Origin of the sequence: Pseudomonas faucium (assembly GCF_021602585.1) — a bacterium.
In the GTDB taxonomy this organism is placed as follows: domain Bacteria; phylum Pseudomonadota; class Gammaproteobacteria; order Pseudomonadales; family Pseudomonadaceae; genus Aquipseudomonas; species Aquipseudomonas faucium.
Genome location: NZ_BQIP01000009.1, coordinates 51,652 through 77,502, shown reverse-complemented (window position 1 = coordinate 77,502; position 25,851 = coordinate 51,652). Strand labels below are relative to the sequence as shown.

General features: G+C 61.8%; 50 protein-coding genes. 26 read left to right on the top strand and 24 right to left on the bottom strand.

Translation table 11 applies throughout. From position 1 onward, the window contains the following. Window positions 1-9: 9 nt before the first annotated feature. The 7 genes from L6D75_RS12750 to L6D75_RS12720 are packed head-to-tail and all read right to left on the bottom strand — an operon-like array spanning window position 10 to window position 2,932. Entirely contained in the window at window positions 10-426 is a 417-nt protein-coding gene (locus L6D75_RS12750) for a hypothetical protein (protein WP_176514296.1), read from the bottom strand. Window positions 427-482: 56 nt separating this feature from the next. Continuing rightward, window positions 483-944, bottom strand: coding sequence for a hypothetical protein (locus tag L6D75_RS12745; protein WP_176514298.1), 462 nt, complete (start codon window positions 942-944; stop codon window positions 483-485). A 46-nt stretch (window positions 945-990) separates the two neighbouring features. Then, window positions 991-1,473 carry a hypothetical protein gene (locus tag L6D75_RS12740; RefSeq protein WP_236193558.1) on the bottom strand — a complete coding sequence of 161 codons (483 nt, stop codon included), beginning with the start codon at window positions 1,471-1,473 and terminating at the stop codon, window positions 991-993. Beyond that, on the bottom strand, window positions 1,463-1,864 hold the full coding sequence (locus L6D75_RS12735; protein ID WP_176514300.1) for a phage protein NinX family protein: 402 nt from the start codon (window positions 1,862-1,864) through the stop codon (window positions 1,463-1,465). Before L6D75_RS12735 ends, L6D75_RS12740 begins: the two co-directional genes overlap by 11 nt. Beyond that, window positions 1,861-2,256 carry a hypothetical protein gene (locus tag L6D75_RS12730; protein ID WP_176514302.1) on the bottom strand — a complete coding sequence of 132 codons (396 nt, stop codon included), beginning with the start codon at window positions 2,254-2,256 and terminating at the stop codon, window positions 1,861-1,863. Before L6D75_RS12730 ends, L6D75_RS12735 begins: the two co-directional genes overlap by 4 nt. Then, entirely contained in the window at window positions 2,253-2,606 is a 354-nt protein-coding gene (locus tag L6D75_RS12725) for a DUF4884 domain-containing protein (protein ID WP_176514304.1), read from the bottom strand. Before L6D75_RS12725 ends, L6D75_RS12730 begins: the two co-directional genes overlap by 4 nt. Further along, complete coding sequence (locus L6D75_RS12720; protein WP_176514306.1) at window positions 2,603-2,932, bottom strand: hypothetical protein; 330 nt, start codon at window positions 2,930-2,932, stop codon at window positions 2,603-2,605. Before L6D75_RS12720 ends, L6D75_RS12725 begins: the two co-directional genes overlap by 4 nt. 176 nt (window positions 2,933-3,108) lie before the next feature. On the opposite strand from L6D75_RS12720, the gene L6D75_RS12715 reads away from it, so the two are divergent. Next, complete coding sequence (locus tag L6D75_RS12715; RefSeq protein ID WP_176514308.1) at window positions 3,109-3,408, top strand: hypothetical protein; 300 nt, start codon at window positions 3,109-3,111, stop codon at window positions 3,406-3,408. A 45-nt stretch (window positions 3,409-3,453) separates the two neighbouring features. On the opposite strand, the gene L6D75_RS12710 is transcribed toward L6D75_RS12715, so the two are convergent. Further along, the gene (locus L6D75_RS12710; protein WP_176514310.1) at window positions 3,454-3,831 is read right to left on the bottom strand and encodes a hypothetical protein; all 378 of its coding nucleotides are present in this window, start codon (window positions 3,829-3,831) and stop codon (window positions 3,454-3,456) included. Beyond that, entirely contained in the window at window positions 3,828-4,439 is a 612-nt protein-coding gene (locus L6D75_RS12705; RefSeq protein ID WP_236193557.1) for a hypothetical protein, read from the bottom strand. The genes L6D75_RS12710 and L6D75_RS12705 overlap by 4 nt, the downstream gene beginning before the upstream one ends. A gap of 55 nt (window positions 4,440-4,494) precedes the next feature. On the opposite strand from L6D75_RS12705, the gene L6D75_RS12700 reads away from it, so the two are divergent. After that, on the top strand, window positions 4,495-4,803 hold the full coding sequence (locus tag L6D75_RS12700) for a hypothetical protein (protein WP_176514312.1): 309 nt from the start codon (window positions 4,495-4,497) through the stop codon (window positions 4,801-4,803). 447 nt (window positions 4,804-5,250) lie between these two features. Here the strand turns inward: L6D75_RS12700 and L6D75_RS12695 are convergent, their stop codons facing one another. The 13 genes from L6D75_RS12695 to L6D75_RS12635 form a co-directional block, all read right to left on the bottom strand. After that, window positions 5,251-5,856 carry a hypothetical protein gene (locus tag L6D75_RS12695; protein ID WP_236193556.1) on the bottom strand — a complete coding sequence of 202 codons (606 nt, stop codon included), beginning with the start codon at window positions 5,854-5,856 and terminating at the stop codon, window positions 5,251-5,253. 61 nt (window positions 5,857-5,917) lie between these two features. Beyond that, on the bottom strand, window positions 5,918-6,256 hold the full coding sequence (locus L6D75_RS12690) for a hypothetical protein (RefSeq protein ID WP_176514316.1): 339 nt from the start codon (window positions 6,254-6,256) through the stop codon (window positions 5,918-5,920). Further along, window positions 6,231-6,596: a DUF7740 domain-containing protein gene (locus tag L6D75_RS12685; RefSeq protein ID WP_176514318.1), complete on the bottom strand. Its 366-nt coding sequence runs from the start codon at window positions 6,594-6,596 to the stop codon at window positions 6,231-6,233. Before L6D75_RS12685 ends, L6D75_RS12690 begins: the two co-directional genes overlap by 26 nt. An 81-nt stretch (window positions 6,597-6,677) precedes the next feature. Then, on the bottom strand, window positions 6,678-6,866 hold the full coding sequence (locus L6D75_RS12680) for a hypothetical protein (RefSeq protein WP_176514320.1): 189 nt from the start codon (window positions 6,864-6,866) through the stop codon (window positions 6,678-6,680). Between the two features lie 2 nt (window positions 6,867-6,868). Further along, window positions 6,869-7,363, bottom strand: a complete 495-nt coding sequence (locus L6D75_RS12675) for a single-stranded DNA-binding protein (protein WP_176514322.1) — start codon at window positions 7,361-7,363, stop codon at window positions 6,869-6,871. Next, window positions 7,360-8,127, bottom strand: a complete 768-nt coding sequence (locus L6D75_RS12670) for a lambda exonuclease family protein (protein ID WP_176514324.1) — start codon at window positions 8,125-8,127, stop codon at window positions 7,360-7,362. Before L6D75_RS12670 ends, L6D75_RS12675 begins: the two co-directional genes overlap by 4 nt. Further along, the gene (locus L6D75_RS12665) at window positions 8,124-8,885 is read right to left on the bottom strand and encodes an ERF family protein (RefSeq protein ID WP_176514326.1); all 762 of its coding nucleotides are present in this window, start codon (window positions 8,883-8,885) and stop codon (window positions 8,124-8,126) included. The genes L6D75_RS12670 and L6D75_RS12665 overlap by 4 nt, the downstream gene beginning before the upstream one ends. 10 nt (window positions 8,886-8,895) lie before the next feature. After that, complete coding sequence (locus L6D75_RS12660) at window positions 8,896-10,020, bottom strand: coiled-coil domain-containing protein (protein ID WP_176514329.1); 1,125 nt, start codon at window positions 10,018-10,020, stop codon at window positions 8,896-8,898. A gap of 290 nt (window positions 10,021-10,310) precedes the next feature. Continuing rightward, window positions 10,311-10,481, bottom strand: a complete 171-nt coding sequence (locus L6D75_RS12655; RefSeq protein WP_176514331.1) for a hypothetical protein — start codon at window positions 10,479-10,481, stop codon at window positions 10,311-10,313. Next, the gene (locus tag L6D75_RS12650; RefSeq protein WP_176514333.1) at window positions 10,478-10,672 is read right to left on the bottom strand and encodes a hypothetical protein; all 195 of its coding nucleotides are present in this window, start codon (window positions 10,670-10,672) and stop codon (window positions 10,478-10,480) included. Before L6D75_RS12650 ends, L6D75_RS12655 begins: the two co-directional genes overlap by 4 nt. After that, window positions 10,669-11,088, bottom strand: coding sequence for a hypothetical protein (locus L6D75_RS12645; protein ID WP_176514335.1), 420 nt, complete (start codon window positions 11,086-11,088; stop codon window positions 10,669-10,671). The genes L6D75_RS12650 and L6D75_RS12645 overlap by 4 nt, the downstream gene beginning before the upstream one ends. A 373-nt stretch (window positions 11,089-11,461) precedes the next feature. After that, window positions 11,462-11,665 (bottom strand): hypothetical protein, encoded by a 204-nt coding sequence (locus tag L6D75_RS12640; protein WP_176509786.1) that lies wholly within the window; start codon window positions 11,663-11,665, stop codon window positions 11,462-11,464. A gap of 231 nt (window positions 11,666-11,896) precedes the next feature. Beyond that, entirely contained in the window at window positions 11,897-12,076 is a 180-nt protein-coding gene (locus L6D75_RS12635; RefSeq protein ID WP_176514337.1) for a hypothetical protein, read from the bottom strand. A 477-nt stretch (window positions 12,077-12,553) separates the two neighbouring features. Here L6D75_RS12635 and L6D75_RS12630 point away from each other — a divergent pair, with 477 nt between their 5' ends. Continuing rightward, window positions 12,554-13,162, top strand: coding sequence for a hypothetical protein (locus L6D75_RS12630; RefSeq protein ID WP_176514339.1), 609 nt, complete (start codon window positions 12,554-12,556; stop codon window positions 13,160-13,162). Window positions 13,163-13,214: 52 nt separating this feature from the next. Here L6D75_RS12630 and L6D75_RS12625 read toward each other — a convergent pair whose 3' ends face one another. Beyond that, complete coding sequence (locus L6D75_RS12625; RefSeq protein ID WP_176514341.1) at window positions 13,215-13,616, bottom strand: hypothetical protein; 402 nt, start codon at window positions 13,614-13,616, stop codon at window positions 13,215-13,217. 97 nt (window positions 13,617-13,713) lie between these two features. Next, window positions 13,714-14,559, bottom strand: a complete 846-nt coding sequence (locus L6D75_RS12620) for a LexA family transcriptional regulator (RefSeq protein WP_176514343.1) — start codon at window positions 14,557-14,559, stop codon at window positions 13,714-13,716. Between the two features lie 111 nt (window positions 14,560-14,670). On the opposite strand from L6D75_RS12620, the gene L6D75_RS12615 reads away from it, so the two are divergent. The 23 genes from L6D75_RS12615 to L6D75_RS12510 all read left to right on the top strand — a co-directional run bounded on the left by L6D75_RS12615 (window position 14,671) and on the right by L6D75_RS12510 (window position 25,843). Then, entirely contained in the window at window positions 14,671-14,865 is a 195-nt protein-coding gene (locus L6D75_RS12615; RefSeq protein WP_176514496.1) for a Cro/CI family transcriptional regulator, read from the top strand. 33 nt (window positions 14,866-14,898) lie between these two features. After that, complete coding sequence (locus L6D75_RS12610) at window positions 14,899-15,087, top strand: hypothetical protein (RefSeq protein ID WP_070086158.1); 189 nt, start codon at window positions 14,899-14,901, stop codon at window positions 15,085-15,087. A 285-nt stretch (window positions 15,088-15,372) separates the two neighbouring features. Continuing rightward, entirely contained in the window at window positions 15,373-16,173 is an 801-nt protein-coding gene (locus L6D75_RS12605) for a Rha family transcriptional regulator (protein WP_176514346.1), read from the top strand. After that, entirely contained in the window at window positions 16,170-16,580 is a 411-nt protein-coding gene (locus L6D75_RS12600; RefSeq protein WP_176514348.1) for a DNA translocase FtsK, read from the top strand. The genes L6D75_RS12605 and L6D75_RS12600 overlap by 4 nt, the downstream gene beginning before the upstream one ends. Then, entirely contained in the window at window positions 16,577-16,750 is a 174-nt protein-coding gene (locus L6D75_RS12595; protein ID WP_176514350.1) for a DUF1382 family protein, read from the top strand. Before L6D75_RS12600 ends, L6D75_RS12595 begins: the two co-directional genes overlap by 4 nt. Beyond that, complete coding sequence (locus L6D75_RS12590; protein ID WP_176514352.1) at window positions 16,747-17,547, top strand: helix-turn-helix domain-containing protein; 801 nt, start codon at window positions 16,747-16,749, stop codon at window positions 17,545-17,547. The genes L6D75_RS12595 and L6D75_RS12590 overlap by 4 nt, the downstream gene beginning before the upstream one ends. After that, window positions 17,537-18,343 (top strand): ATP-binding protein, encoded by an 807-nt coding sequence (locus L6D75_RS12585; RefSeq protein ID WP_176514355.1) that lies wholly within the window; start codon window positions 17,537-17,539, stop codon window positions 18,341-18,343. Before L6D75_RS12590 ends, L6D75_RS12585 begins: the two co-directional genes overlap by 11 nt. Continuing rightward, window positions 18,344-18,589, top strand: a complete 246-nt coding sequence (locus L6D75_RS12580; protein ID WP_176514357.1) for a hypothetical protein — start codon at window positions 18,344-18,346, stop codon at window positions 18,587-18,589. Continuing rightward, a complete protein-coding gene (locus tag L6D75_RS12575) occupies window positions 18,586-18,777 on the top strand; it encodes a hypothetical protein (RefSeq protein WP_053870490.1) in 192 nt (63 codons plus the stop codon). The genes L6D75_RS12580 and L6D75_RS12575 overlap by 4 nt, the downstream gene beginning before the upstream one ends. 29 nt (window positions 18,778-18,806) lie before the next feature. Next, on the top strand, window positions 18,807-19,031 hold the full coding sequence (locus L6D75_RS12570; RefSeq protein WP_236193555.1) for a hypothetical protein: 225 nt from the start codon (window positions 18,807-18,809) through the stop codon (window positions 19,029-19,031). Then, window positions 19,031-19,225: a hypothetical protein gene (locus L6D75_RS12565; RefSeq protein WP_176514360.1), complete on the top strand. Its 195-nt coding sequence runs from the start codon at window positions 19,031-19,033 to the stop codon at window positions 19,223-19,225. The genes L6D75_RS12570 and L6D75_RS12565 overlap by 1 nt, the downstream gene beginning before the upstream one ends. A 99-nt stretch (window positions 19,226-19,324) precedes the next feature. Continuing rightward, window positions 19,325-19,723: a recombination protein NinB gene (locus tag L6D75_RS12560; protein WP_176514362.1), complete on the top strand. Its 399-nt coding sequence runs from the start codon at window positions 19,325-19,327 to the stop codon at window positions 19,721-19,723. Then, window positions 19,723-20,025, top strand: a complete 303-nt coding sequence (locus tag L6D75_RS12555) for a nuclease domain-containing protein (RefSeq protein WP_176514364.1) — start codon at window positions 19,723-19,725, stop codon at window positions 20,023-20,025. The genes L6D75_RS12560 and L6D75_RS12555 overlap by 1 nt, the downstream gene beginning before the upstream one ends. Continuing rightward, window positions 20,022-20,381, top strand: coding sequence for a RusA family crossover junction endodeoxyribonuclease (locus tag L6D75_RS12550; RefSeq protein WP_176514366.1), 360 nt, complete (start codon window positions 20,022-20,024; stop codon window positions 20,379-20,381). Before L6D75_RS12555 ends, L6D75_RS12550 begins: the two co-directional genes overlap by 4 nt. Then, entirely contained in the window at window positions 20,378-20,509 is a 132-nt protein-coding gene (locus L6D75_RS27315) for a hypothetical protein (RefSeq protein WP_256671856.1), read from the top strand. The genes L6D75_RS12550 and L6D75_RS27315 overlap by 4 nt, the downstream gene beginning before the upstream one ends. Then, window positions 20,500-21,090 (top strand): hypothetical protein, encoded by a 591-nt coding sequence (locus L6D75_RS12545; protein ID WP_176514368.1) that lies wholly within the window; start codon window positions 20,500-20,502, stop codon window positions 21,088-21,090. The genes L6D75_RS27315 and L6D75_RS12545 overlap by 10 nt, the downstream gene beginning before the upstream one ends. Window positions 21,091-21,256: 166 nt before the next feature. Beyond that, a complete protein-coding gene (locus L6D75_RS12540) occupies window positions 21,257-21,583 on the top strand; it encodes an MFS transporter (RefSeq protein WP_176514371.1) in 327 nt (108 codons plus the stop codon). Continuing rightward, a complete protein-coding gene (locus L6D75_RS12535) occupies window positions 21,580-21,891 on the top strand; it encodes a hypothetical protein (RefSeq protein WP_176514373.1) in 312 nt (103 codons plus the stop codon). The genes L6D75_RS12540 and L6D75_RS12535 overlap by 4 nt, the downstream gene beginning before the upstream one ends. 49 nt (window positions 21,892-21,940) lie before the next feature. Continuing rightward, window positions 21,941-22,153: a hypothetical protein gene (locus L6D75_RS12530; RefSeq protein WP_176514375.1), complete on the top strand. Its 213-nt coding sequence runs from the start codon at window positions 21,941-21,943 to the stop codon at window positions 22,151-22,153. 8 nt (window positions 22,154-22,161) lie between these two features. After that, window positions 22,162-22,758 (top strand): putative metallopeptidase, encoded by a 597-nt coding sequence (locus L6D75_RS12525; RefSeq protein ID WP_176514377.1) that lies wholly within the window; start codon window positions 22,162-22,164, stop codon window positions 22,756-22,758. A 31-nt stretch (window positions 22,759-22,789) separates the two neighbouring features. Beyond that, window positions 22,790-23,251 carry a DUF2280 domain-containing protein gene (locus L6D75_RS12520; RefSeq protein ID WP_176514379.1) on the top strand — a complete coding sequence of 154 codons (462 nt, stop codon included), beginning with the start codon at window positions 22,790-22,792 and terminating at the stop codon, window positions 23,249-23,251. Beyond that, on the top strand, window positions 23,238-24,524 hold the full coding sequence (locus L6D75_RS12515) for a terminase large subunit domain-containing protein (RefSeq protein WP_176514381.1): 1,287 nt from the start codon (window positions 23,238-23,240) through the stop codon (window positions 24,522-24,524). Before L6D75_RS12520 ends, L6D75_RS12515 begins: the two co-directional genes overlap by 14 nt. Then, window positions 24,524-25,843 (top strand): DUF1073 domain-containing protein, encoded by a 1,320-nt coding sequence (locus tag L6D75_RS12510; protein ID WP_176514383.1) that lies wholly within the window; start codon window positions 24,524-24,526, stop codon window positions 25,841-25,843. Before L6D75_RS12515 ends, L6D75_RS12510 begins: the two co-directional genes overlap by 1 nt. Window positions 25,844-25,851 lie beyond the last annotated feature (8 nt).

The following is a 25,851-nucleotide window of genomic DNA, read 5'->3' as shown; positions in this document are numbered from 1 at the left end:
GGTTGGTGGTCAGGCCAGGTCAGCCAGGGAGAACACGATCCCGCGGCAGTAGGGCTCTTCGTCCTCTACGACTTCGAAGGTCGCGTGCGGAATGTCGGTCTTGTAGGTCCAGCTGTAGCCGTCTTCCTTGCACCACAGCGCCTCGATCGGCTTGGCCGACTTCTGGCGTTGCACGTACTCGGCGATCTCCTCGTCGCCATCCAGGCAGTCGCGATCAGGGAGGACGCCGTCTGCATCGACGAATGCGGTGCCGCCGTCGTAGCAGCCAATCTCCTCACGACGGGCACCGTAGAATTTCATCAGGTCGTCGCTGGCGCCGCATAGGATCACCAGGCCGGCGCTCTGCGCTGCGACGATCAGCGCGCCCGGGATGCGGGTCGGGTATTCAAGGCCGTTCAGTTGGGCGGCCAGTTCTTCTTTCGTCATGGCAATAGCTCTCCATGCCCGCGCATGTCGGCGGGCTTGAGTAGTAGGGGGAGGGGTTACTTCGGCTTGTTGGCTTCGTTGCGCTTGCGAGCGGCGACAACCAGGGCTTTGCTGGCGCTGGCCAGGCCGCCTACGACGTCATCTGGCAGCAGGGCGTTATTGCAGTGAGGGCACAGCGGGGCGGTTTTTGTGCTGCGCCAGGCCTCATCCATCACCTTGGCTGCCCGGCTGCGGATCTGAAACCTCTCTGCTTCGGCCAGCTCCGCAGCACGGCGGTTGATCCGCGACTGCGCGCCGCTGAACATCTCGACCAAGCCGGCGAATGCATCGAAAGGTTCGACCTCTGACTCGCAGTCGCTGCACCAGACGCGGCGCTCTTTGTCGTCATAGACCAGCTTCCGGTGGCGACAGGTCGTTTTCGGCCTTCGTGTGAGGCCGCGCGCCACGCGTATGTCTTCGATCTGGACAACCTTGACGCCGAACGACCACTCTTGCGGCTCGATGGGCGCGTCACTCATCGCGGCCCCCTGTAGATCAGGTAGGCCATGTACATCAGGGGCAGGATCATGACTGGGCCTCCTGCTGTACCCCAAGCTCTCCCATCACCTCGGTGGCTATGGCAAAGCCAGGGCTCCCAAGTGGGCATTCCTTGATGATCCGGTTCAGGCCATCGATCAGATCGCGTGCTGTGCCGATCATCATGTCGGCGTCGGCATCCATGTCCAGGCCGAGTGCTTCGCCAATGCTGCCGATGGAGACGCAGGCATCCAACAGCATGCGCTTGCTGCGCTCGGCATCCTTGCGTAGGGACTCGTTCTCGGCGAGCAGGGCAAGCACTGCAGCCGGGTGTGCAGCGGCGATGAACTCGCGGTAGGTCTCGGGGCAGTTGATGCTGTCCCCATGGGCGCTCAGCGCGTCGCCGTCTGCGCCGTGCCTGCCGTCCCTCGCCGTTGTAAGCCGCAGGGTGGAGTTGCTGGTCCACCAGGTCCATGACACCCCACCTGTGGCCTCGGCTAAGGCCTTCAATTTTTCGCAGTCACTGCTCATGGCAGAGCTCCTTCGGCACTTTGATGGTTTCGCCTAACTTGTAGTGGACGAGGCCGCGGCAGAAGGCGACCAGGGCGGTGGGGCCGTAGAGCCAGATCCCGGCACCGGCTGGGCCGCCGCTGTAGCAGGCCTCGTCGGCAAGGCCCGGAGAGTGCTGAGTGCTGCCGCGGTGCTTGTCGATCAGCGGGCCGCCTTGCTCCCAGTTGGCGGATGGGCGATAGCCGAAGCCTTCGGCGGCACCACGGATGCTGACGCTGGTCGGGTCGTCCTCGGCGCGCCAGATTGTCGTGCGCTGGCCTGGGTCTGAGCTGAAGCCCTCGGCCATGGCCACCGCCCAGTCCAGCGGCGCGCCGATCAGCCTGGCCGTCTTCACTTCGATCAGGTCGGTCATGCACGCTGCTCCTTTCGACGCTCCACATCGATCTGCTCGTAAAGATCATCCACTCGCTTCTGCTTGCGGTTAATCGCCTCGGACCGGCTGAGATGGTCCCTCAAGGCCTTGTCATATGGCTCGATCTTCTCGATCAGCCGAAGGCGCTCATTCGGGTCTTTCGAGGCGTTGAACTGCTTGGCCAGGCGATCACGCTCGCTGAAGTCGAGGTGGTCAAGTGCGCGGTTGTTCTTCTCCATCTCATCGATAACGGCGGCCGATTGCCGATTCCAGCGCAGGTAGAGAACATCACTCTTCTTGGGCTTCATGAAAAAGTGCTGCGACCTAATCCAGTCCACCAAGTCTTCCTTGGTCATTTCGTCGAGCACGTCTTTGCGGGCGGCTTTACTCACAGCTCATACCTCTCATCAATCCAGCGCCCAGGCGCCAGAGCGGGTGCAGGTTCGGGTTGGGTTTCGTGCGGGGAGAGCTGGCGCTGGTTGCTGGCCTGGTGGTTGCTGCCGGGAATACCGCTTTGCTGCGAGCAGTTCTTGCCGCAGCTCTCCTCCCATTGGGTCGAGCCAGCGCAGTTGGTGAAGTACCGCGCTCGGCCGCCGTCGTGGAACCGGTACACGGTGCAGCCGTCCAGGGTGAAAAGTCGGTCGACGTTGAAGTCGGAGCCGGCGCGGGTGGTTGATTCGGCCTCTTTCTGGCAGCCGGCCAGGGTGGCCAGCAGCAGGAGGCAGAGGGCGAGGCGGGTCATACAACCACCTTGTGGCGAACCCAAACGCAGACCGGTCCGTCCTCGGTGTCGTGGATCGAGAAGGCGAACCAGCCGTCTCCGGCAGGCTTGCCCGGCTGCCACGGAGTGCAATCATAATCCCCTCCGGCTTCGAACCACTCCACATTCAGCTCTTCAGGGCCGTCGTCCTCCATGGAGACCAGGCCAACCTCCAGCCCCTGATCGGAAAACCAGTTGATGGGCAGCGCGCATTCTTCGCCATCGTCCGGCCAGGCCGGGTGTGTCCAGAATCCGTGTTCGTCGCGCACGACCTGCAGCGGCAGGATGAGTTGCTTTTCTTCAGGCATGACTTCGTCCTTGGCCGCCATATCGCGGCAAAAAGTTGTACATGGGAAAGGGGTGGGTACAGGTTTAGAGGCCAATTGTCCGATTCAGCTCACATGCCGACTAATTGCGGTTGCGACCCGTTTGGCTTTGGCTATGGTGGCAGATACACATAAAACTAAAGTCGTAGGAGGGCGGCATGAGAATTCGCGGTGATGTTTTCTGGGACTGGGCTGACCCGACGCTTCACCATCGAGCACACGACGAAATGCTCGATGACGGGATGTACATCGATGTTCAGGTACGACTGTCGCGAACAGGCAACACACAAATGTTCATTGGCGTGTACGCGCCGAGTGGCATGGCCATCCATGAGGAGGCCTTCGACTCTCGACCTGGGGAGTCGATGACCAGGGCATTGGCCTGGGGTGTGGGCCGTGCTCGTCGCATCGCTTCCGAAGGTGCTCCTGCCGCCGATCTCATCGCCGCCTCAAAATAGAGGGGGCAGGGGGTTTCCGCGGGGAGGAGTACAAATGTGCTCCGATCAGGTTTTCTGCTTTGCCTGCCGCGCCTTGAAGCGCTCGTATGGGCCGTCGGGCAAATCTGCGATTGCGTTGGCCGCCTTAATCAGCAGATCGCCCAAGGCGGTCCGGCCCTTTGGTACGAATGCCCGGTACCTGGTGCCTGGAGGGAAGTACGCATTCCAGCCCATGCGGTTGCATAGGTCCGACGCCTCGTTCAGGCCTGCGTTGCGACCGTCGGCGAAGACCTTGGCGCGGCGCGGGTCCATCCAGTCGAGCTCGCCTTTCTCCAGCTGATCGATACGCTGGTCGCGTGCGGTCAAATCGTCCTGAAGCTGGGCGACCAACTGCTCCAGGCGCGCGACTTCACTCTGCTCAGGCAGGAACTCGTGGCTGCTCATGGCTGGCGCTCCAGGGCAGCGCGAGCGACTGAACCGTCCTCGATGAAGTCAGGCTCATCGCCACACCAGAGGATGTTCAGCGGCTCGCCGCTCACCGTGTCCCAGTTCCCGCTTTCGAAGTGGTAGTGCTCGCGGTCGGCGTAGAACTTCAGCGCGGTACGCAGCCGTTCAACCTCGCCAGGATCTGCGCGGGTGTAGACCTCGGCGCTGCCGTCTTCATGGCACAGCTCGGGCGCATTCTCCGCAACCAGCAACGTCATGCCGGCGAACAACTCGGCGGTGCCTCCCTCAAGGAGCCAGCTCGGCTCAAGGCCCCCATCACCTTCATCTACCAGTGTGGCCACGGCCGTGAGCATGATCGGCTCGCCCTGGTGCTGCTCGGCTGGCAGCAGATCGGAGAGGGCGATATCGGGTGCCGCACACTGGGCGGCATCTAATGCCGCCATGGCTAAGTCTCGGTCGCGCATGCCGTGCACGCCTTTCAGGCGAGTGATGCACGCGGTGGCGGCCTCGACCTGTTTCTCGGTCCAAATACTGCGCTCTACCAGCATGTAGCCTTCGGGCACGCTGACCATCTCGGTGTTGCTGGATCGGTTTTCTGTGGGCATGGAGGTACCTCGCATCGTCAGCTATTCTGAAATGCTCATTGGGAAGGGGGTCGTTATGGCAAATGACGTGATAGTGGCGGTGCAGTTCGATGACAATGGCCGGCCGTTAAACTTCGAGCTAGCAAGCTATTCGGGCTATGGCTCTAGCCCAATAGAAGGCGGCAACCGTTTCGAGCTCGCATCATGGATCGCTGAAAAGGTATTGGCCGGCGCGAAGTTCGATACGCTGATCAATGCGGGCTCTGGCGGAGCGCTTGCTGGCTATCTCACAGTGGTTCAAGGTGACAGCGGTGAGCCAGTGTTTGGGATCGATGATCGATCTGGCGCAGGGCGAACCCTTAACGACCTGCGCAGGATTCGTTAGGCCGACAGTACTATGAATAGGGGAAGGCGCTGGCGGGCAGCGCCTGGGGTAATCTGTTCTGCGGTTAAATCGATTGAAAAGGGAGCTGCTAAGTGCCGAAGCAAATGCGAGACGACGAGCTTCACGCCATGAGAATCAGAAAGCTCGAAGCGGATATTGCTGATTCTCGAAGAACGGGCATCCCAGTGCGATTCATGCACATGTCCGCGCTGGCGCCAGACAGTCGACCATCCCATGTCGCGCGACATGGAGAGTTGTTCACTGGGGAGCAAATGCTGCAGTGGTGGGCCGCAGATGGAAACGGCAGCGGCTGTCGCTGCTCATGCACTCCCGTCCTCGTAGATCCGCAAGGCGAAGTGCTAACGCCCGGCGTTATCAATCGCGCGAAGGCGATGCTGAAAAACTACAAGTCGATGCAGTGACGGTCTGGTGGGCAGTGCCGGAGGGTCAGGCGGAGTAGAGGCGATCGAAGTCGTTGGCCGGGAACTTTGGCCGGGCGCGGAATTCCTTGAGTGCTGACTTGTAGCTCGCCTTGGCTTCCTTCATGGTCGTAGCCCACTCGCCGACTACTTCGAGCGTTTCGTAAGGTGACCACCGGGCGAAGTCATAGTGGCGTCGGTACTGTCGATACGAGCTTCCACGGGGGTAGCGCACCATCCGGTACTCCCATGCACCCAACTCGCCGCGCTGCTGGTACTGCGGCATGTTGATGCCGAGGAAGTGAGCGAAGCCGTCGTAGCATTCACACTCGTCGAGGTAGGCATCGAATTTGGTGCGCTTGGCCGGCGGAGGGGGCGGCGGCAGCTTGTCCAAGGCGAACTGCTTGCCCTCGTCCGTTGCGCGATACACCACCTCACCTTCGGAGCAGAAGGCCGGTGCCTTACCGCGCGTCATCAAGCCGGCCGCCACCAGAACATCCAGGTTGTTCGAGTCGTCGTAGCCGGGGCTGGTGAGGAAGTGGTTGCGGGTGATGCCTCGGCGGTCAGAGCGCTCAGCCGACAGCCCCAGGGTGTGCCAGAGCAGGCCGAGCTGCTTCTCGGTGGCTTCGATCATGGCTTTCTCCATGCATGCGCCGCCCTCCGTGGCCGGATGCGGCATGGTGGAATAGGTGGGGTCAGGCTGCCGGGCGTTGAATCTGGTCGTCAGCGTCTTGGTCCGGATCTGATACGATGCTTCGCACGCTGGCGTCATAGAAGGCTTGCACCACATCTTCGCTAAGTAAGATTTCGTGGCGCATCATCAGGAACTTGGCCAGTTCGTCATCGGCCATGGCGTCCATCTTGAGGATCGCCATCTGCAGCACTTCGTTGATCGGCATGTCATCGGCGCGCTGGCAGATACGCTCCATCGCCTGATGGATACCGGGCCTGACCCGATGCCTCAGTGCCTTTTCGTCGAACTTGAGCCGCTTCTTCTCAGCGTTGTCATTACGCTGCTGCTGCGTCAGAGCCATCATCGCCTCCATTGCGCACGAACGCGGTGCCCGGGGCGTACTCCAGCAGGTCGCACACCCGGTTGATGATCTTGAGCGCGGCGTCGAACACCTTGGCGTCGTCCGGCTCGCGGGACAGCCGCTTCATGTTCGGCTGATGCTCCAGGCAGACCTTGTCGACCAGGCGCCGGGCCAGCCTGCGCAGGTGGTCGGCGCTGTCGTGAAAGCGTAGGCTCAGCGCAAAGGCCAGGGCGACCTCATCAGCACGGTATTGGCCGCCGCTGCGCGTGTTGTACAGCTTCTTCACCGGCCGATTCATCCAGGCCGGCAGGGTTACCACTCCAGAAGGTGCTTTCTGCATTTCGGTGCTCCGTGATGCCGCTGGGCGGCAGGTGGAACTGTTCTTGCCGCCGGCGCTGGCGGACCAGGTGGTTGACCCGCCTCATGCCGCGCGCGCCGCTTCGAGCTGCTCGGTAATCTCGAACAGCTGCTGGGTCAGGTTCTCGATGGTGGCGGCGCCGCGCACCCGTTCAGCGCGGCTCCACTGGCAGCTACGGTTGAACAGCAGCTGCAGGTGATGCTCCAGTTCCTTCCGGCGCTGGAGCATGTCGAGGATGGTTGCGAGTGGCATGGCTATGCACCTGCGAGAGGGTGGAGCGGGGCGAACGGGATGTCGTCGTCGAAGTTGTCCGGCGGCGCGGACTGCTGGTTCTGCTGGGGCGCATGGCGCTGCTGTCGTTGCTGCTGTGGCTGGCGCTGCTGTTGCTGTTGGCCGCCCTGGCTATCCGGTCGGCCGCCAAGCAGCTGCATGGTGCCGTTAATATCGACGTGCACTTCGGTGCTGTACCGCTTGATGCCGTCCTTCTCCCATTCACGGGTCTTGAGCTTGCCCTCGATGTAGCATTGCGAACCCTTGCGCAGGTACTCGCCTGCAATCTCCGCGACCTTGCCGAACAGCACCACGCGATGCCACTCGGTTTTCTCGACCTTCTGACCGGTCTGCTTGTCTGTCCAGGCCTCGCTGGTGGCCAGGCTCAAATTGGTGACCGCGTTTCCGTTCGGCAGATAGCGGACTTCGGGATCCTGACCGCAGGTGCCGACCAGGATGACTTTATTGACGCCTCTCATGCTGCCTCACTCCTAAGCTGTTTCTCGTATCCATCGACCAGCAGCTTGAACTCCCACAGGTCCTGCTCCAGCTGCTCGATGTAGTCATCGTCGCGCTTGAACTCGCGCCACCACAGCTGGCGGCCCACTGGCTTGAGGAGGGGGCAGTACATCCCGATGTGCCACCACTTGCGGCCGGTGATCCACATGCAGCCCTGCACCTGGTCGATGACTTCGCTGGCATCGTTGTTGATGTGGAAGGCCCGGAGCTTGTCCGGGGCCAGGAAGCACTTGTACTCGCTGCCGCCGTCCTCACCGATGAAGCCGTCCGCGCTGGCGCCGAACGCGCCGTCGTCCGTCTTGACCAGGCCGACCTGTGTCACGATGAGGCCGGTCTGGATCTCATGTTCCATCCTGGCCTCAGGCTCCAGCTCGTGACCCCGGCGCATCTGCCAGGTCTCGAAACCGCCATCTAGCGGTGCACCACCGATTCGCTCGACGGCCAGCTCGAAGGCATAGGTGAGGGCGGCGCTTGATGGCTCGCCGACCTTTTCCCCGTCCAGTGCCTTCTGAACCACTTCCGCCTTCGGGGCGGCCTTGTAGCCGGCAAGGTCGCGGGCCTTGGCTTCACTATGCCCGGCGTTGATGGCGTCAACGTAGGTTCGCTGCGGGGCGGTCAACCCGTTCACCTTGGAGCGCGCGGCGCTGAACATGCTGGCGGTGATAACGCCGGCGCGGGCCTGAAGCCACTCTGGCGAGCCCTGAGTGCAATTGACGATGATCATGGGATACCCTCCAGTATTGCTTTTCGCTTGGTCACGGCGATCTTCACCGCGTCGTACCCGGCCCGGTCTCCGCTCGCCTGCATAACCTTCAGCGACGCCTGCCATACATCCTTGAGCTCGTCGGGGGATGCGGCGGCTTCTACTTGGGCGAGGATGTCGGCTACAGCCTTGGCGCGCATTTCGGCCGTGTCGGAACCATCCGAGGACTGCGCGTCATCGTCCCGGGTATCGCTGGTGGTGATGTTCAGCAACGCACACATAACGTAGCGCTTGCCGTAGGTGGTTGACGAGCCGACGGCCTGGACCTCATTCCGGCCCTTGCCGATGTCGGCCGGCAGGGTCATGGTGGTCTGCTCCCGGTGACCATCGCGGTGCATCAAGATCCCGGTGACGCTGATCGCCTTCTCCAGGTTCTCGACTTTGAAGGTGATCGCGAAGCCGTGCCGCTGCATGATCGGCTTGATGATCCGGGTGATGTCGTCCAGCGTGGCGTAGGCGTTGCCGGTGTGGAGGTTCACCGCGGCTTCGAACACCGTCGGGATCTCGCACTGCATTTGGGCCATGCCGGCGTTGAACGCTGCCTCGGCGGTCTTGGCCTGCATCCGCTCATGCATGGCCAGAAGGCGCTCCATCTTCTCGATGTCGCAGGTCGGATCAGCAGCTGCCCGACTGATTACCGCCATTATGCTGTTGTCGACGGGGCCGGCTGCCGCCACTGTCTGGCGGCGCTGATCCGGCACAATGATGGTGCTGCTCATGGCGGCTACCTCAGAAATTGATGGTGATGTTCGGGACTTCGCGCCGGGCGATCTTGAGCACGATGGCCCTGGCCAACTCCTCGGTGATGTTCAGTGACATCAAAGCGGTCTTGGCCTCGCCCATGACTTTTGCCTTGTGGGCCTGGTCGCGTTCGCGGGCCTCTTGCTGGCGAAGGATCTCGGCGGCGGCTGCATCTGCCCGGCGGCGTTCTTCCTGGCGAGCCTGCTCAGCTGCTTCCTCCGCCCGGCGGGCGGCGGCCTGGCGCTCCTGCTCGGCACGCTGTTCGGCGGCGACGCGGTCGGCCTCGGCCTGTACCCGGGCGCGTTCTGCCTGCTCGGCCTGAAGCTGCAGCTGCAGTCGTTCATTCTCGGCGGCGCGCTCTTGTGCGGCGGCCTGATCTTTCAGGTCCTGCTCGCGCTTGGCGGCCGCGTCACGTTCGGCCTGCTGCTCCTGGGCCACGCGCCGGCGCTCAGCCTCGACGGCGGCCTCTTGTGCCAGCCTGATGCGGTCCTGCTCGGCGCGCTCTTCTGCCTCGCGGCGCAGGCGGGCCAGCTCGGCCTGTTCGGCGTCGTACTTCTGGCGGGCGACCAGGGCGGCCTGCACGGCATTCATCGACGCCTCTTTGGCCCGGGCTGCCTCGGCCTCGAACTCCTCCCAGGAATCGCCCAGGACGAATGCGGATAGCTCGGTGATGCGTGCCTGCAGCTGCTCGGCGTCCAGAGCGCCCAGCTCGGCGGCAAGCCCCTTCATGTGGGCGATGGCGTCGTTGTGGCGGTCGACGCGTGCGTCCTCGGCAGCCTGCCACTCGTTGAGCGGCTGGCGGACCTGGTCGCGGAGGCTATCCATGGTGGTCACGAAAACCCGCAGTTCTTCTTCGACCACCTTCGGCATTTCTTTGAGCCGGCGCAGATAGTCTCGGCCAGGATTCTCGACAGCCTTCTTCGACTTGCTGACCGTCGCTGCCAGGCTGGCGATACGCTCGCGGCCCTTGCGGGTGGTGAGATCGGGAACCTCGGTAAGGACCTGGCCTTTCACCAGATCGACGAACCGCTGCAGGCCACCGGCCACGTAGATGACCGGGGCGTTCTCTTCGCTGATCTCTTCGATCGCGATCAGTTTCTTTTCTGCGGACATTGGTGAACACCTCGCGCCAGGTCGGCGCCGTCATTGGGAATAGGGGAAATGCCAGGTCACGCCCGTGATGTAGGCCAGGCGCCCTGGCTGCCGGGGATGGTTGCGCGCTCTCGCCGGCTTACGCTCCCTTGCGGGCACGGTTATCCCCGAAGGGCCCGCCGCACTCGGGGTCTTGCGTCAGGAGGTAATGCAGCCTGCCCAGGCGCTGGCAAGCATCCAGGCAGTGCAGAGAAAGAGGGTGATGAATGAGCCGCGCCAGGTCGCGATGCGTCGCGAACGCTGGTAGCCGGTCATGGCCGGGGCCTCACAGCGATGCGTCCGGACTTGATGGCCGCCACCAGCTTCGGAGGCAGGTGAGCGACAGGTAGCTCGCGGGGAAGCCCGGCGCCGATAATGGCCAGGCTGCGCTCGATCTGCTCCAGCTGCTCGTCAATCAGGGATTTAACCGGTGCCGTGCTCATGCCGCCTCCTTGCGCCCATCAACAACCTTGTTGAGGCGCCCGCAGTAGTGGTTGAACTCTTCGATGGTGAGGCGCTGGTCGGCCAGCATTTCGGTGAGGAGCTTGAGGACCATGGATTGCCAGGATAGGGGTGTCACTGGATCGGCCATGGCGTCGAGCTCTTCATCGATCAGGACGTGAGGACTTCTCATCGCGAGTCCTCGGCCTGGGCCAGCGCTCCCTCTTTCGCGAAGGGAGTGAGCAGCGTGCGGGCGATTTCCTGCAGCATGGCGTCAGGGTTGGGAACGCACATGATCTCGTCGGCCGCGGCAGCGGCGTCACCGGTGATCTTGCAGCGCGCCGCAAGGACCAGCCGGCCAAGCACCGATTTGCTGATGTCCGACAGGCCAAGCTGACCCATCACGAACTCATCCACCGCCTGGGCGAAGCGATCGTAGGTAACGCCCCGCTGCCGAAAGTTGCGCTGGAACACGAAGTCGCGGCGCGCCATCAGCTCGGCAATGCCGTCGTCGATCCAGCGCGCCTCAGCTTCCTCAACTGAGCTTTCGCTCACCGCCGGCGGCAACTGGTTGTCGTAGTGCCATTGTGCTGCTCGAAGTGCGCCCATGGCGTCCTCCAGGTTGGTTGTGCGGCCGCATTGGCCAGGAGCCAGGCGCGGGTGACCAAACCCACCGTGAAAGGTGGCCTGGCGCCTGCCTAATGCGGTCGATGTGAAGGGAAGGGGTGATGCAGATGGCCGTTGGCGAAACACCTACTGAGGTAGGTAAGGACCGATTCGGTGTGGTGCCCTGGCTATCAGGGCCGTGCATCTGCATCGGTGTGCCATCTCTAGGCGGTGCCGCAGTGCAAGTGCGGCCCATTACAGGGCGGCCAGCGCTAACCGCTACCCTACCCAGTGACGCAGATGGCACACCGATACAGCCTGCGATGGGGAGCAGGGCATCGGGCAGCTAACGTCAGTCTGACGTGGCGCTGGTTGTTCAGTTGAACGGCTTTCGGCAATCAGCACAGAACACCCGGCCCGTGCCGCTGTGGCCCAGCTTCGTTTCGTGCTTGCAGCGCTGGCGCTGGGCTTGCAGTGCCAGTTCGTAGGTGAGGAACCAATCACCCTTGGTGGCGACCTGCTCAGGACTTCCTATTGCGGCTTCCACCGGCTTGTTGGCACTGTTGAGTATCCAGGCCATCGTCTTGCCCTCCAGGGCGGTTGATTACCGTCAGCCGTCGCTTTTTGTAGGCTTGGCCAGTCCGCGCTTTTCCATCTCAGCGAGAAGCGCCCAATAGGTGTCCATGTCTCGATCCGCATAGGCTCGGTACAAGGCATGAAGAAGGTCGGCGTCTCTGATTGGGACAACGCTCATTCTGATACTCCAGTGGATTCCCAAAGCACCCGGTCGCCCAGGTGCTTCAGCGAATCGTCAGGCGGCGCGCACCTTACTGGCGCGGGCCTTCAGTTCCTTGCCTTCCACGTCGACCACCAGGTAGTCGCCGCCACCGCGCCCGGTGCCGAGGTTCTTGACGCCGACAAACTTGCCGGCCTTGTCGACGCCGCGTGGGTTGGTGAGGATTACGGCCTGGCCTTCGGTAAATCCGCTCATGAAGAGCTCCTTTCTCTGGGTTGATTTCCCTGATACCCCTCGCGAGAAGGGCATCGAGGAAATCTTCCGCACCTGCTTACCAGGTCATTCGCTCAGTTCGGTCAACACCTCGTCCGCCGTCGCAGTGGGCTGCGCGTGGGCAGGCTTTCGGGCCTGTCGGATCGCCGGTCGCCGGTAGAGGCAAGTGCGGTTTTGTTCATCGGTTTACTGACCTCCCACCGATGGAGCCGGGAGTGACCTAACCGGCTGGGCCGGGTAGTCGGGCATGGCGCTGACTGTTAAAGAGCGGTGAGGCTTGAGGGCCTCCCGAGGGACTGTGTAGCGCCTCGATGGAATGAACAATACCGCCGGTATTTTATATGGTCAATACCTCCGGTCATATTTTTTCTCCCGGTAATGAAATTCGGCTGACGCTGGATTGGGTGGCCGATGGTGGCTCTCTGCTAGAATGCGCCGACAAAATCTCTGGAGATTCGAATGAAAAGGATCATCGCGGCAGCGGTAGCGGCATTGGCTCTGGGTGGTTGTGCGGCAGGGCCTACGTGGCAAGCTACCGGAACTACGGACGAGTTCACGGACAAGACCACGATGATGGTGACCACGAGTGAGTTCCCTTCCTCAGGCTCTATCGTCACCAGGTCGCTTCACTTCTACCCAGTGGTGCGTAAGGAAGAGGGCGAGATATATGTGGGCCTGATGTCCGGTGGTCGTTTCAAGATTCCAGTAGGAACAGTCCAGATACGCATCGATCAAAACGAGGCATGGACGATCACGCCGCAAGAAACCCCGGTGGCTATGATGCCAGCGCCGCCGCAATACGCCCTGAGCCTTCCGCCAGATCAGGCGGCTCTCGTCAAACAGACGCAGGATCAGGCCATGCTCAACATCACTCAGATGATGAGCCCGTATACGGTTACCGGGGGCGAGAAGGCCAAGAAGATCCTGAAGCAGATGCTTTCAGGGCAGAACTTGAAGTACCGGACTGTAGGCGTCAACCAGGCGGCATCTACCACTGGAGAGGTGGCTATTGACCCATCGCTTGCCGAGTCCCTTCGGGCAATCGGGATCAATCCAGAATCTCTTTGAGCCGCCCACAAAAAAGCCCGCTGTTATAGCGGGCTCACTTGGCTAGCTTACGTTAGAACAGCGGCATTAGCATCCCGTTAGGGCTACGCGACATGCCTTTGACCAGTGCACCGTTCTGAAATAGGAACTGATACCCCTTATTTCCGGTGTATCCGCCATAGCTATTCTTGGCGTTCACATCCACCGATATGAGATAGCCGGCGTATAGGTTTCGCCCATCGAAGGCACTGCCGACCACGTAACCTTTCTCCACTTGGGAGAACTGGTATTGAGCTGAGTACGGGTCTTTCAGCGTGCCATTGAAGTATTGCTTCACGCGCTCTTCAGCCTGATCCTGCGAGATTGGGCTGCCATAATCAGCGTTGGCGATATCCTGAGGCGTTGGGCCGGCAGCGCAGCCGGCCAGGGTGGCAAGAGCAAGAGCGATCAGTAGATAATGAATCCGAGCAAGCATAGGTTTCCCTCCCAAAGAAGACCGCCATCCTATCACCGTGGCCTTGCGCCATCACGCAAACATGAAAGAGGCCGTTGGTGCGGACTTCTGGCTGGTGCTACAGGTCTCCCCCGCGCCAAATCACCTGACCAATGATCCGGTGCTCATTCTCGTTGCTGCGGAGGTAGTACCGATCTGGGTGGCTATCCTTGTCTTCGTTGTCGCTCCGCAGAATCCACTGACCAAGCGGACCCTGGATGAGTCGTTTCACTATCGTACCGTCACTGCCAGCCAGCACGAAAACCTGCCGATCAATTGGATCGACCTTCGATCGATCAACTAAGAGCACATCGCGGTCATTGATCGTCGGCCACATGCTTTCGCCTTCTGCATAGATCACGATTAGCTGTTCTGCTCTGGCGCCCTTGACCTTTAGCCAGTCGCGTTTAAAAGCCAGTGTTGACCTGATCTCTACATGCGGGTTTTCGCTGCCAAGGCCCGCCGCTGCCTTGGCATCGTACTGAGGAACGTAAGCATACCTGCCGTCTAGTGCGTCGTGATCTGAGCCTTCTGGCAAGGGAGTTTCGGCTAACACTGGCTCACGTTTCTGGTCTAGCTGGGCAGACATAGCTCCTGCTGATGCGCCAATTACGGCCCCTATCACTCCGCCTACACCAGGTACCGCCCGCATCAAATCAAGCTCTTTCGCCAGTCTCGGGCTGAATGCAGAGACTGGAACCTTGAGCGCCTTTGCGAATACGACTGCTGCGCGAAGGCTCAAGGCCGTTCGTCCGTTCATGAAATGACTGACAGCGCCCTGCGTAACGCCTTCTCCCAATTCGGAGGCGATCTTTTCCTGCGTCAGTCCAAGCTCGGCACGCTTCTGGTTGTAAAGCGCTTTCAGGCGCTGACTGTCCTCCACCTGCCATTCAGCAAGCGGAACCTTTCGGGAATTTTTCGTCATCGGCGAATGTTATGACCACCGGTATTCTTGGCACCAATAGCGCCGGTATTGACGAGCAACAATACCGCCGGTCATACTGGTGGCGTTGAACCAAATTTCGAGGACGCCGCGATGCGCCGAATCCCACTCTCTGAATTCGCAAAAGAGCACGGCCACACCAAGGCCGCTCAGATGCTCGGCTGCACGCAAGGCGGCCTCAGCAAAGCAATCCGTGTCGGTCGCGATGTTTACGTGACCGTCGATGACAACGGAACGGTTACCGCGCAAGAGCAGCGTCCGTTCCCGTCGCAAAAGTCAGCCGCCTAAAAACTCACCACCACGCAAGGAGCAGTAGCCCGTATGTACGCCAACCCCAAGCACCTGCACGACCGCGAGATCAAGGTCCGGGTCGATGAGGACACATTCAACCTGATCCAGGCGATGGCCGTGTATCACCGCACCCAGCGTGCCGTGCTCTGCCGAGAAATGCTGGAAGCGCAGCTGGCTGCCCTGGCTTCGGAGAATACCGGCGATCAAACCGCAGCCTGAAGGCCGCGAGGAGGCCCTATGCCGACCGAACAATTCGGTCTGGACCCGGGCTCGATGGAGCTGCTTGAGCGAGAGGCGCGAAAGCGGGGGATCACCCCTGAAGCGCTAGCAGCCGAGCTAATTGATCGAGAGCTGGCCAGCCGAACGAAACCTCGAAACGCGAGGGGAGCGGTTCTTCCGTTCCAGCGCAAGGCCTGAACAGGCCCTGATAAGCCCGAATTGCGGGCACAAAAAAGCCGGGGGTGAAGGCCCGGCTCTCTGCAACGCATAAAAGTGAGACCAATTATGCATCCACAGACCCCAAGTGTACAGGCCCTCATCCGGCCCGCGCCACAAAATGCGAACCACGATTCTGTGGCGCGCACGATGTCTTCTCGAGAGATCGCAGAACTGACCGGCAAGCGTCACCCGGACGTGAAGCGCGACATCCATGTGATGGCTGATGACCTACAGGAGGATGTGAGCAGTTTTGCGCGCATCTATCTGGACAGCATGAACCGCCAGCAGACCGAGTATCTGCTGGACCGTGAGCACACTGATTGCTTGCTGACCGGCTACAGCGCCGCTATGCGCATGGCCGTCATCAAGCGCTGGCGTGAACTCGAAGCCCAGGCCGGGCCCGCCGCACCCGCCGACCTCAGCAAGCTGGAAATCCTCCAGATGGCCCTGGAGTCGGAGAAGGCCCGCGTCCTGCTCACCGTCCAAGTCGAAGCCCAGGCCAAGAAGATCGATCACCTGGAGAACCTGTTCAAGGAAGGCATGAGCCACGTCCAGTTCTGCAAGGGGCTCAATGGGGTCAACGTGATGCAGGTCGGCCACTTCCTCGAAGGCCGCAACTGGCTCTACAACGAGAGCAAGTCCGGCACCCGGTACCGCGTCGGCGCCTACGCCCGCGACAAGTACATGACCGAACACCAGCAGGAGATCACCCCGCACGGGAAAGAGGCGTTCATCAGCTACACGCCGATCCTGCTGCGCAAGGGTGCTGTGCGCCTGTACGAGCTGTACCTGGCCGGCCAGCTACCCATGAAGAAGAACTGGGATGGCCTGCACACCCACGACAAGGCCGTGCGGGGTACAGCATGAGCATTCACGACATGCCAGAGGGCATGAAATCCGAGTTCCTGGCTGCTTTCCGCGCAGAGTTCGGCTTCGGCGAGATGACGGCCACCGCCAACGACGATGCTGCCGTGATGCTAAAGGCAGCCGCGTGGGCATGGCAAACGGCCCTCAATTCGGCGCAGATCTCCGACATCAACCCAGAGGTTGCAGCTCTGATGCAGCGAATTGATGACGAGGAGCGTGGCCAGGCCTTGCTCGCTGAGGCGTTCGTTCGTGAGACAGGTCGCGCCTCGATCTCGGCCCTTCAGCGGAATTTTAAGATCGGCTACGGCCCGGCCTGCCGCCTCATGGACAGGCTGGCGGCTGATGGGGTTGTCAGCTCGATTGACTCAGAAGGTCGTCGCCATGTCTTGCCGAAGGTGAAGCCATGATGCGCGCGACCCCAGTATCAATGCGCCGAGCTCTAGAAGCTGCGCGCACCTATGCCGAGCACGGAATTCTGTTTGTGCCGATGCCTGTGTTCAACGAAGCCGATCAGGCCGACCTGGTTCGTCAGGTGGATGAGCGTCTAGAGCGAATGGCCAAGGAGCTCGAGCGATGAGCGTCCAATCCATGTCCTGGGCCCTGGAGCAGCGCGACATCGTAGACGCCACTGCGCGCTACGTGCTGCTGGTCCTGGCCAACTACGCCGACAAGAACGGCCGAGGGGCTTTTCCGTCCTCCTCCAGCATCAGTGATGACACCGGCCTGTCCATCCGCACGGTGAAGTACAAGCTCGACCACCTGCTGGAGATCGGGGTGATTCGCCTTGGGAATCAGGCCATTGCCGGTGCCTACATCGACCGTCACGACCGTCGCCCGACCGTCTATGACCTTTGCGTAGAACGGGGTGCACCAGCTGCACCCGGTTCGTCACGGGGTGCAAATGACGACACAACGGGGTGCAGCTCACGACACAACGGGGTGCAAACCACGACTGAACGGGGTGCAGGAGCTGCACCCAATCCATCAATTAACCATCAAGGAACCATCAAAGAACCGAAGGGGCCAGTCGCTGACGCTCCTGCGGCTTCGAAGAAGGCTCCCAAGTTCGACCCGTTGACTGCGAAGCCGGCCAACGTCAGCGCCTCCGTTTGGGCGGACTGGTGCCAGCACCGTCGCGAGATCGGCAAGCGCCTGACCAAGACCACCTGTGACCGCCAAGCCAAGACCCTGGCCGGCCACCACGCCCCCGACGCCGTGATCAACCAGTCGATCAGCAACGGCTGGACCGGCCTGTTCCCTGAGAAGGTGTTGCCAGGCGCCCAGTCGAACGGCAGTAGCCGCCACCACGGCTTCAACGACAAAGACTACACCAGCGGCCTCAAGCGCCGGGAGGATGGCAGCTATGCGCTCTGAGAAAGTCACCCCGATCAACCAGTCATCCCTTGTTGATCGCATCCAGCCAGCCGAGTGCGAGAAGCACGGCCCCTTCGAGCAGAAGGTCACAATGCTGCTCGGCAAGGCACTGCGCAGCCACTGCCCTGAATGCGCCCGCATTGCCAAGGAGGAGCGTAAGGCGCGCGCCGAGGCTGAGCAGGCCCTCAACGTGCGTCTGGCGATCTCCCGCAAGTTGGGTGATTCGCTGATCCCGAAGCGCTTCGCGGACCGATCACTGGCGAACTACAAGGCCGAACACAAGGGCCAGGCCGAGGCCCTGCGCTTCTGCCGGCACTACGTGAAGACCTTCGACCAGATCGCCGAGAACGGGCGCTGCATGGTGCTGCTGGGCAAGCCTGGCACCGGTAAGACCCACCTGGGCGCCGGCATGGCCAACGACCTGATGCGCAACACGTCGCATTCGGCTGTGTACCGGACGGTCGGGTCGATCCTGCAAGCCATCCGCGCCACCTACGACCGCTCCAGCGAGGCGACCGAGGCGAGCATCCTGGCCAGCCTGATCGAACCCTCCCTGCTGGTGCTGGACGAAGTCGGCGTGAGCAAGGAGCAGCCGAGCGACTTCGAGCTGACCACCCTGTTCGCGATCATCAACGGCCGGTACGAGCAGGTGAAGCCCACGGTGGTGATCTCCAACCTGGGGCCCGAGCAGTTGCCGGTGGCCATGGGCGAGCGCTGCGTCGACCGCCTGCGCGAGGGCGGGATGATCGTGGTCCCGTTCGAATGGGAATCGCATCGCGGCAAGGAGGGCGTCTGAATGTGCATTTGGTTTGAAGTGACACCGCTCCACGGGAATCCCGAAGAGGTCGACAACGCCACGCAGATGGCGGCCATCGCTGGGTGCGAGGTATCGGACCTGCCGACAATCAGCGGTTCAGCCATGGAGGAAAACGACTGCCTCTGCGATTTCGATGCCGAAGCCTTTGGCAAGAAGTTCGGTTTCAGGCTGGAGGAGGGTGAAACCACCTTCGATCACTACCTGATTCAGGAGGCCCGCCCATGACCCCAGCACAAGAAATCACAGTCGCCCAGCTCAAGAGCCAGGGCTTCGCGCAGGTCGTGGAAGGGCGTGAAATCGTCCGCATGACCAAGGGCGCCGACCGCCGCGTCGTGATGGCCGATGGCAGCCAGAAGCGCGGGTATCACGTTGAGTTCAAGCGTGCCGGGCAGCCGGCCGGGGAGGGGGTGTGATGCCTTTGACGACTCGACAAGTAATCGCGATGCGCAACATCGCCCACTCCCTCAAGGAGTTCTACAGCGACTGCGACGCAGCGGTCACTGACTTCATCTCTCCTGGCTGGATCGCCGTAATCGACGACCGCACAGCTCTGATCTGCGAGCAGTGCCATGGCGAGGGTCAAGTAGGCGGCCTGACGCCAGACGGCTACGACAGCGAGAAATGCGACACCTGCGACGGCACCGGCCTGAACCTGGAGAAGCACTGATGGACACCAACAAGATGCGCGAGCAGTTCGATCAGGCAGTACTCGCCTACTACCAGGGCCGGGTGGGCGCATGCGCTCATTACTGCGCGAGCGCGCTGAAGGTCGAGCGATCCGAAGTCAGCCGGTCACTCCAGCGCCTTAAGCGTCGAGGCCTGGTTGTTGCGGATGGCACCTATTGGAAGGTGGCGCCATGAAGACCGCTATGACCCTGATCCTGCTACTGGCCCTGTCCGGCTGCCAGGTCTGCTGTGACGCCCAAGGCGAGAGCTGCGCGGCGCGCTGTGAGGTGGGCCATGACTGAGTTCCTGATGCGAAGCATGGGCGACGTCAACGCGCTGCTGGGACGCCTGCAGGCCCAGGACTTCACCAGGCCGAAGCTGATCGTTATCCGCGACGAGAAGCGCCCGGACGTATGTAACCGGAAGATGTGGGCAATGCTCCGCGACGTATCCCAGCAGGTGGAGTGGTACGGCCGCAAGCTCACCGACGAGGACTGGAAGCACATCTTCAGCGCGGCGGTGCAGAAGCAGGATGCGGTGCCTGGGATCGACGGTGGCTTCGTAGTCTTGGGCGTGTCTACCCGCAAGCAGTCGCAGAAGTGGTTCAGCGACCTGTTCGAAGTGATGCACGCCTTCGGCGCCGAGCATGGTGTGCGCTGGACTGAGCCGGATCGGTGGGGAGGGCGGTATTAATGCGCGTCGTATCCAAGAAAGTGCGCGAAAGCGCCCGCGGCCAGGACTGCACCGTCCGCATTCCTGGAGTTTGCAATTTCAACCCCGAGACCACCGTACTGGCCCACCTGCCATGCGGGCAGAAGGGCATGGGCATGAAGGGCTTCGACACCGTGGCGGTCTACGCCTGCAGCGCCTGCCACGACGTCCTCGATGGTCGTGGGAAAGGCGAGGTGGACTGGTCCGACATGCCTCGGGCGATCGCTGAGACTCATGAGGCCCTGATTCGGGCCGGCATCTTGACCGTGAAAGGGGCTGCTTGATGGAACTTACACTACCGTGGCCACCGGCCGCATGCAGCCCGAACGCCCGGGTGCATTGGACCAGGAAGAGCAAGGCAGCCAAGTCCTACCGGGCAGCCTGCCACCTGCTGGCGAAGCAGGCCGGTATCCAGGCGCCGGAAGGTGATGCGCTGCTCATGCTCGAGTTCGTGCCGCCAGATCGCCGTCGGCGCGACGACGACAACCTGCTGGCGATGTTCAAGGCCGGCCGTGACGGCCTGGCTGATGCCCTGGGCATCGACGACAACGTGTTCGCCACCCAGATCAGGGTGAGCAAGGAAACGATCAAGGGCGGCGCCGTGCGCGTCCGCATACAGGCACAGGAGACAGCAGCATGAACTGGACACCAACCGACAGCGGCCAGCTGCTCATCCTGGCCATGGTCATCTTCGGCGGGTATGCGCTTGCACGCGGCGCGGTCATCAAGGCCAAGCGCAAGCGCGAGGAGGGCGGCCCATGCAGCTGAGCAGCGCAAGGAAGGCCTGGCACGACGCCCTCTACGCCCCACGGGACAGCCAGGGCGCCGTGATGCAGGAAATGGGGCTGCTCGGCCGCATGATCCAGAAGACCGACCAGCAGCGGAAGGCCGGCCACCAGGCCCACCAGGCTGTAGCCGCCCACATCCAGCGGGCGATCGACACGCTGCCGGCGCACCTCAAGGCATTCGGCAACCACATGTACAGCCCGTTGGCCACCGATGACGACGCCGAGGAGGCGCACGAAGCGGTGTTCCGCGTGGCCTACGCCGCCGGCCCTCGGATGTACGCCAAGAAGTTCGACAAGGCCCGCATGGTCGCCCAGGGCGTGCTCCACCGATACCGCCGCATGCACCAGGGCGGCCAGAGCGAAGGGATTGACCCTTGCCCGACGCCGGAAGGATTTCGTGCATGGCTTCTGCACGTGCTGGGCCTTGAGCTGTCATCGGAGCAATGGACCAGAGAATGGGAGGGATTCATTCAGGCATGCTTCGACGCCTGCAACGATCTCGACAAGGCTGCGCTTGTACCCGTTTCATCGGTTATAAAAATCATGAAATCTGCCGCTTGACGGAATTGTCCGGCTGGTGGCACTATTTCGCCATCCTGATAATTTTGCCTTTGGCAAACATCTCTCTGAACCCGGCCAATGAGCCGGGTTTTTTATTGCCCCAAGAGGGCCTCAAGAGTCCCGGCCGCGAGTCGGTTTTCTGTTCATGCACAGCGAGAGGTCGAGCATGGAATTCTTCCACCGGCTGCTCGAGAAGTTCGACTGGATGATTGCGGGCCTATTGGGGGCCCTGGTCGCAACCCGGTGGCACGAGGACGACCTGACTGACCGAAAGGCCTGGCTGCTCTTCCTGTTCACCGGTATGGCTTGCGCCCACTACCTCACCGGGATGGTCAGCAATTACTTCGGTATTACCGAGCCTCGCAGCGTTGCGGGCGTGGGTTTTCTTCTCGGCACCTTCGGCGGCTCTCTCATTGCCGCCATCAACCGAGCGATCAAAGCCGCCGATCTATGGTCTGTCATCAGGTCCAAGTTCGGAGGGCCTAGCTCATGACATACGAATACATCAACGCCATCGCGGCCGGCCTCATCGCCATCTGGGCAACCTGGTGCGTGCTGAGCGGTAAGGTGCGCGACGGGGTGATCGGCAAGGTGCTGTACGCGGTGATCGCCATCAGCGGCTACGCCATCCTGGCCCGGTCCGAGCGCATGTTCATCACCGCCAACACGGCCTGGGCCACGCTGATGGTATCGCTGGCCCTGGCGGGTATGCGGCACATGTTCATGCTGACCTACTGGCCACGCGTGAAGCGCTGGATCTGCCGCCATCTGGAATGCGACAGCTGCAAGCCGGTCGAGTGATCCGCGCCACAAAACCGACATGCGCCGTTTCGTGGCGCGAGGAGTTCAAATGCCTGCGCCATCAAGCTTCCACCATGCCGGTGACGGCCGTGGCCGGCGTCTCGTGTTCGTCAATGGCAACGAGATCGACTGCGTGATCTGGTGCGATACCGCCGCTGGCGTGTGTGTGTATGCGCCTCGGCCGGTGAAGGTAAAGCGCCCAGGGCGTGAAGAGATCTACACCCGCAGGCTTCGCGGGGTCGTCACGGTGCAGCAGGCATGACACGGCCAATGCCGACGGCCGACCTGCTCGAATCGCCGTTCCTGATCCTCACGCCTGCTCCCGAACTGTGGGAGTGGATACAGCGAGAGGTCCTGGCCGAAACCGGCAGCATCCACAACCCTGAGCACTCCCACCTCATCGACGCCAATGTCGGCGTGATGTGGGCCTCGTCTGCCTTCAGCAAGAAGGGGCGCTCAGTACTGGGGCAGACCGAACAGCTGATGATCCGCGCAGGTGGGTGGCAGAAGGCACGCCAGGAACAGCAGATGCGGGACTGGTTCGGCGAAGAGCCCGAGTTCCTCATCACGCTGGCTGGCGACTACTGCGCCCAGTGCAGCGAAGCCGAGTTCTGCGCCCTGGTAGAACACGAGCTGTACCACATCGGCCACAAGATCGATAAGTACGGCGCCCCAGCGTTCGGCGATGACGGCATGCCAAAGCTTGAGATGCGCGGTCACGATGTCGAAGAGTTCGTCGGGGTGGTTCGCCGGTATGGCCCAAGCCACGACGTACAGCAGCTGATCGACGCTGCAAGCCGGCCGCCTGAGGTGGCCAAGATCAACATTTCGAGGGCCTGCGGAACCTGTCTACTGAGGTCGGCCTGATTCCAGACAGGCCCTAGACGGATGACACCATATGGCAGCCCTGACAAATGAGGTGAAGGGCTTCATCGTTCAGGCCCTGGCGTGCTTCGACACACCCACTCAAGTGGTTGAGGCCGTCAAGAGTGAATTCGGCCAAGTGGTGACCCGGCAGCAAGTCGAAAGTCACGACCCCACCAAGGCAAGCAGTAAGGGCCTGGCCAAACGCTGGGTGACCCTGTTCGAAGACACCCGCAAGCGCTTCCGCGAAGAGACGGCCGAGATACCTATCGCCAACCGGGCGTACCGGCTCCGTGCGCTGGGCAGGATGGCCGAGAAGGCCGAGTCCATGAAGAACATGGCCCTGACTGCCCAGCTACTTGAGCAGGCGGCCAAGGAAGTCGGTGACGTCTATGTGAACCGGCAGACCAAGGCTGATGTTCCGCAGGACAACGTGATCCCGGCCCGCATCCGGGTCGAAGTAGTAGATGCGAGGAAGCCAGATGCCGACGCTTAACGTCCCGCAGGCGCGCTTCCTCCAGATGGAACACAAGTTCCGCGGCTTCGTGGCCGGGTTCGGCTCTGGCAAGACCTGGGTAGGCTGCGCGGGCATCTGCAAGCATGTGTGGGAATGGCCCCGGATCAACTCCGGCTACTTCGCCCCGACCTACCCGCAGATCCGCGACATCTTCTTCCCGACCATCGAGGAGGTCGCCTTCGACTGGGGCCTGAAGGTCAAGACGAAGGAGAGCGACAAAGAGGTCGAGTTCTACAGCGGTGGCCAGTATCGCAGCACGACCATCTGCCGCTCGATGGAGAAGCCGCAGACCATCGTCGGCTTCAAGATCGGGCACGGCCTGGTCGACGAACTCGACGTACTGCCCAAGCTCAAGGCCGAACACGCCTGGCGCAAGATCATTGCCCGGATGCGCTACAGCGTGCCCGGGCTCAAGAACGGTGTAGACGTCACCACGACCCCAGAGGGGTTCAAGTTCGTCTTCCAGCAGTTCGTGAAGCAGCTGCGCGAGAAGCCGGCTCTGAACGACATGTACGGCCTGGTGCAGGCCAGCACGTTCGACAACGAGCTGAACCTGCCGCCGGACTACATCCCGTCGCTGATGGACTCGTACCCCGAGCAGTTGATCATGGCCTACCTGAACGGCCAGTTCGTCAACCTGACGTCCGGGACGATCTACACCGCCTACGACCGCAAGCTGAACGGCAGCCAGGAGACCATCCAGCCTGGCGAGGTCCTGTTCATTGGCATGGACTTCAACGTCGGCAAGATGTCGGCGGTGGTGCACGTGAAGCGCCTGGGCCTGCCTCACGCAGTCGACGAGATCATCAACGGCTACGACACGCCGGACATGATCAAGCAGATCAAGGAGCGCTACTGGCTCTACGACGGCAACGAATACCGCAACACCCGCCAGATCCGGGTCTACCCCGACGCGTCTGGCGATTCTCGCAAGTCCGTCCGGGCCAGCGAGACCGACATCTCCCTGCTCAAGCAGGCCGGCTTCATCGTCTCCGCCCCCGGCGCAAACCCGCCGGTCAAGGACCGCATCAACTCCATGAACGCCATGTTCTGCAACGCAGCAGGGCAGCGCCGCTACCGCATCAACGCCGACAAGTGCCCGACCTATGCCGATGACCTCGAGCAGCAGATCTGGGGCGACAACGGCGAGCCTGACAAGAAGCAGGGCAACGACCACCGGCCAGACGCCGGCGGCTACTTCATCCACAAAGAGTACCCGATCAACAAGTACTCCCTCGCAGGTGTTTCCTAATGGGCGTAGTCCGATACCTCAGCGACAAGCTGGTGAACCTGGTGGCGAACCTGGGCACGGAGCGCGACAAGGCATCGGGCTCGACGTATGCGCCGGTGATCCTGACCGACGAGCAACTGATCAATGCCTACCGGGGCGCTTGGTTGCCGCGAAAGATCGTGGACATCCCAGCCCTGGACGCCACGCGCCGCTGGCGGGCATGGCAGGCTGACAAGGCACAGATCGAGAAGATCGAGGCTGAGGAAGTTCGCCTGGACCTTCGCGCCAAGGTGAAGCAGGCCATTATCCGTGCTCGACTGTTCGGCGGGGCGGCAATTTTCATCGGCACCGGCGAAATGAACACTGCGGTGGCGCTCAATGCGGGCCGTATCCAAGCTGGAGGCCTCAAGTACCTGGCGGTCATGAATCGCCGGCAGCTGTCACCGACCGAGATCGAGCAGGACCCCCAGTCTGAGCGCTTCGGCAAGCCAAAGGCGTACCGCCTGGCTGATAGCCAACTGGAGATCCACCCGTCTCGCCTGGTGATCTTCTCCGGCGCTGAGCATCCCGACCCTGATCTGGCGCCGGCCAACATCTTCGGCTGGGGTGACTCGGTCCTGCAGGCGATCTTCGAGGCCATTAAACAATCGGACAGCACCATGGCCAACGTGGCCAGCCTGGTCTTTGAGGCCAAGGTCGACGTCATCCGCATCCCTGACTTCATGCAGAGCCTGCAGGATGACGGATACCGCAAGCAGGTGCTCGAACGCATCACCCTGGCAGCCACTGCCAAGGGCCTCAACGGCACGCTGCTGCTGGACAAGGAAGAGGACTACGAGACCAAGTCGGCTAGCTTCGGCACATTGCCTGACATTATCGACCGCTTCCTCCAGGCTGTATCCGGTGCGGCCGACATTCCAGCCACCCGCCTGTTGGGTCAGTCGCCATCCGGCCTGAACTCCACCGGTGAAGCCGACCTGCGCAACTATTACGACCGCATCCAGGCACTGCAGGAACTGGACATCACGCCGGCACTGAAGCTGCTGGATGACTGCCTGATCCGCTCGGCCCTTGGCTCCAGGCCTGACCAGATCCATTACGTGTGGAACCCTCTGTGGCAGCCGACGGCGAAAGAGCGATCCGAAATCAGTAAGCAGACGGCCGAGACGATCAAGATTCTTGGCGAAACGAAGCTCTGGCACGAAGACGCGCTCAGCAAGTCCGCCACCACGTTGCTGGTCGAGCAGAGTGTTCTGCCGGGCCTTGAGGCGGCCATCGCGCAGTTCGGTGCGGAGCTGCCTGACGAAGAAGAGCCAGACGGCGCTCTGATCACGCCTTGAGGTAAACC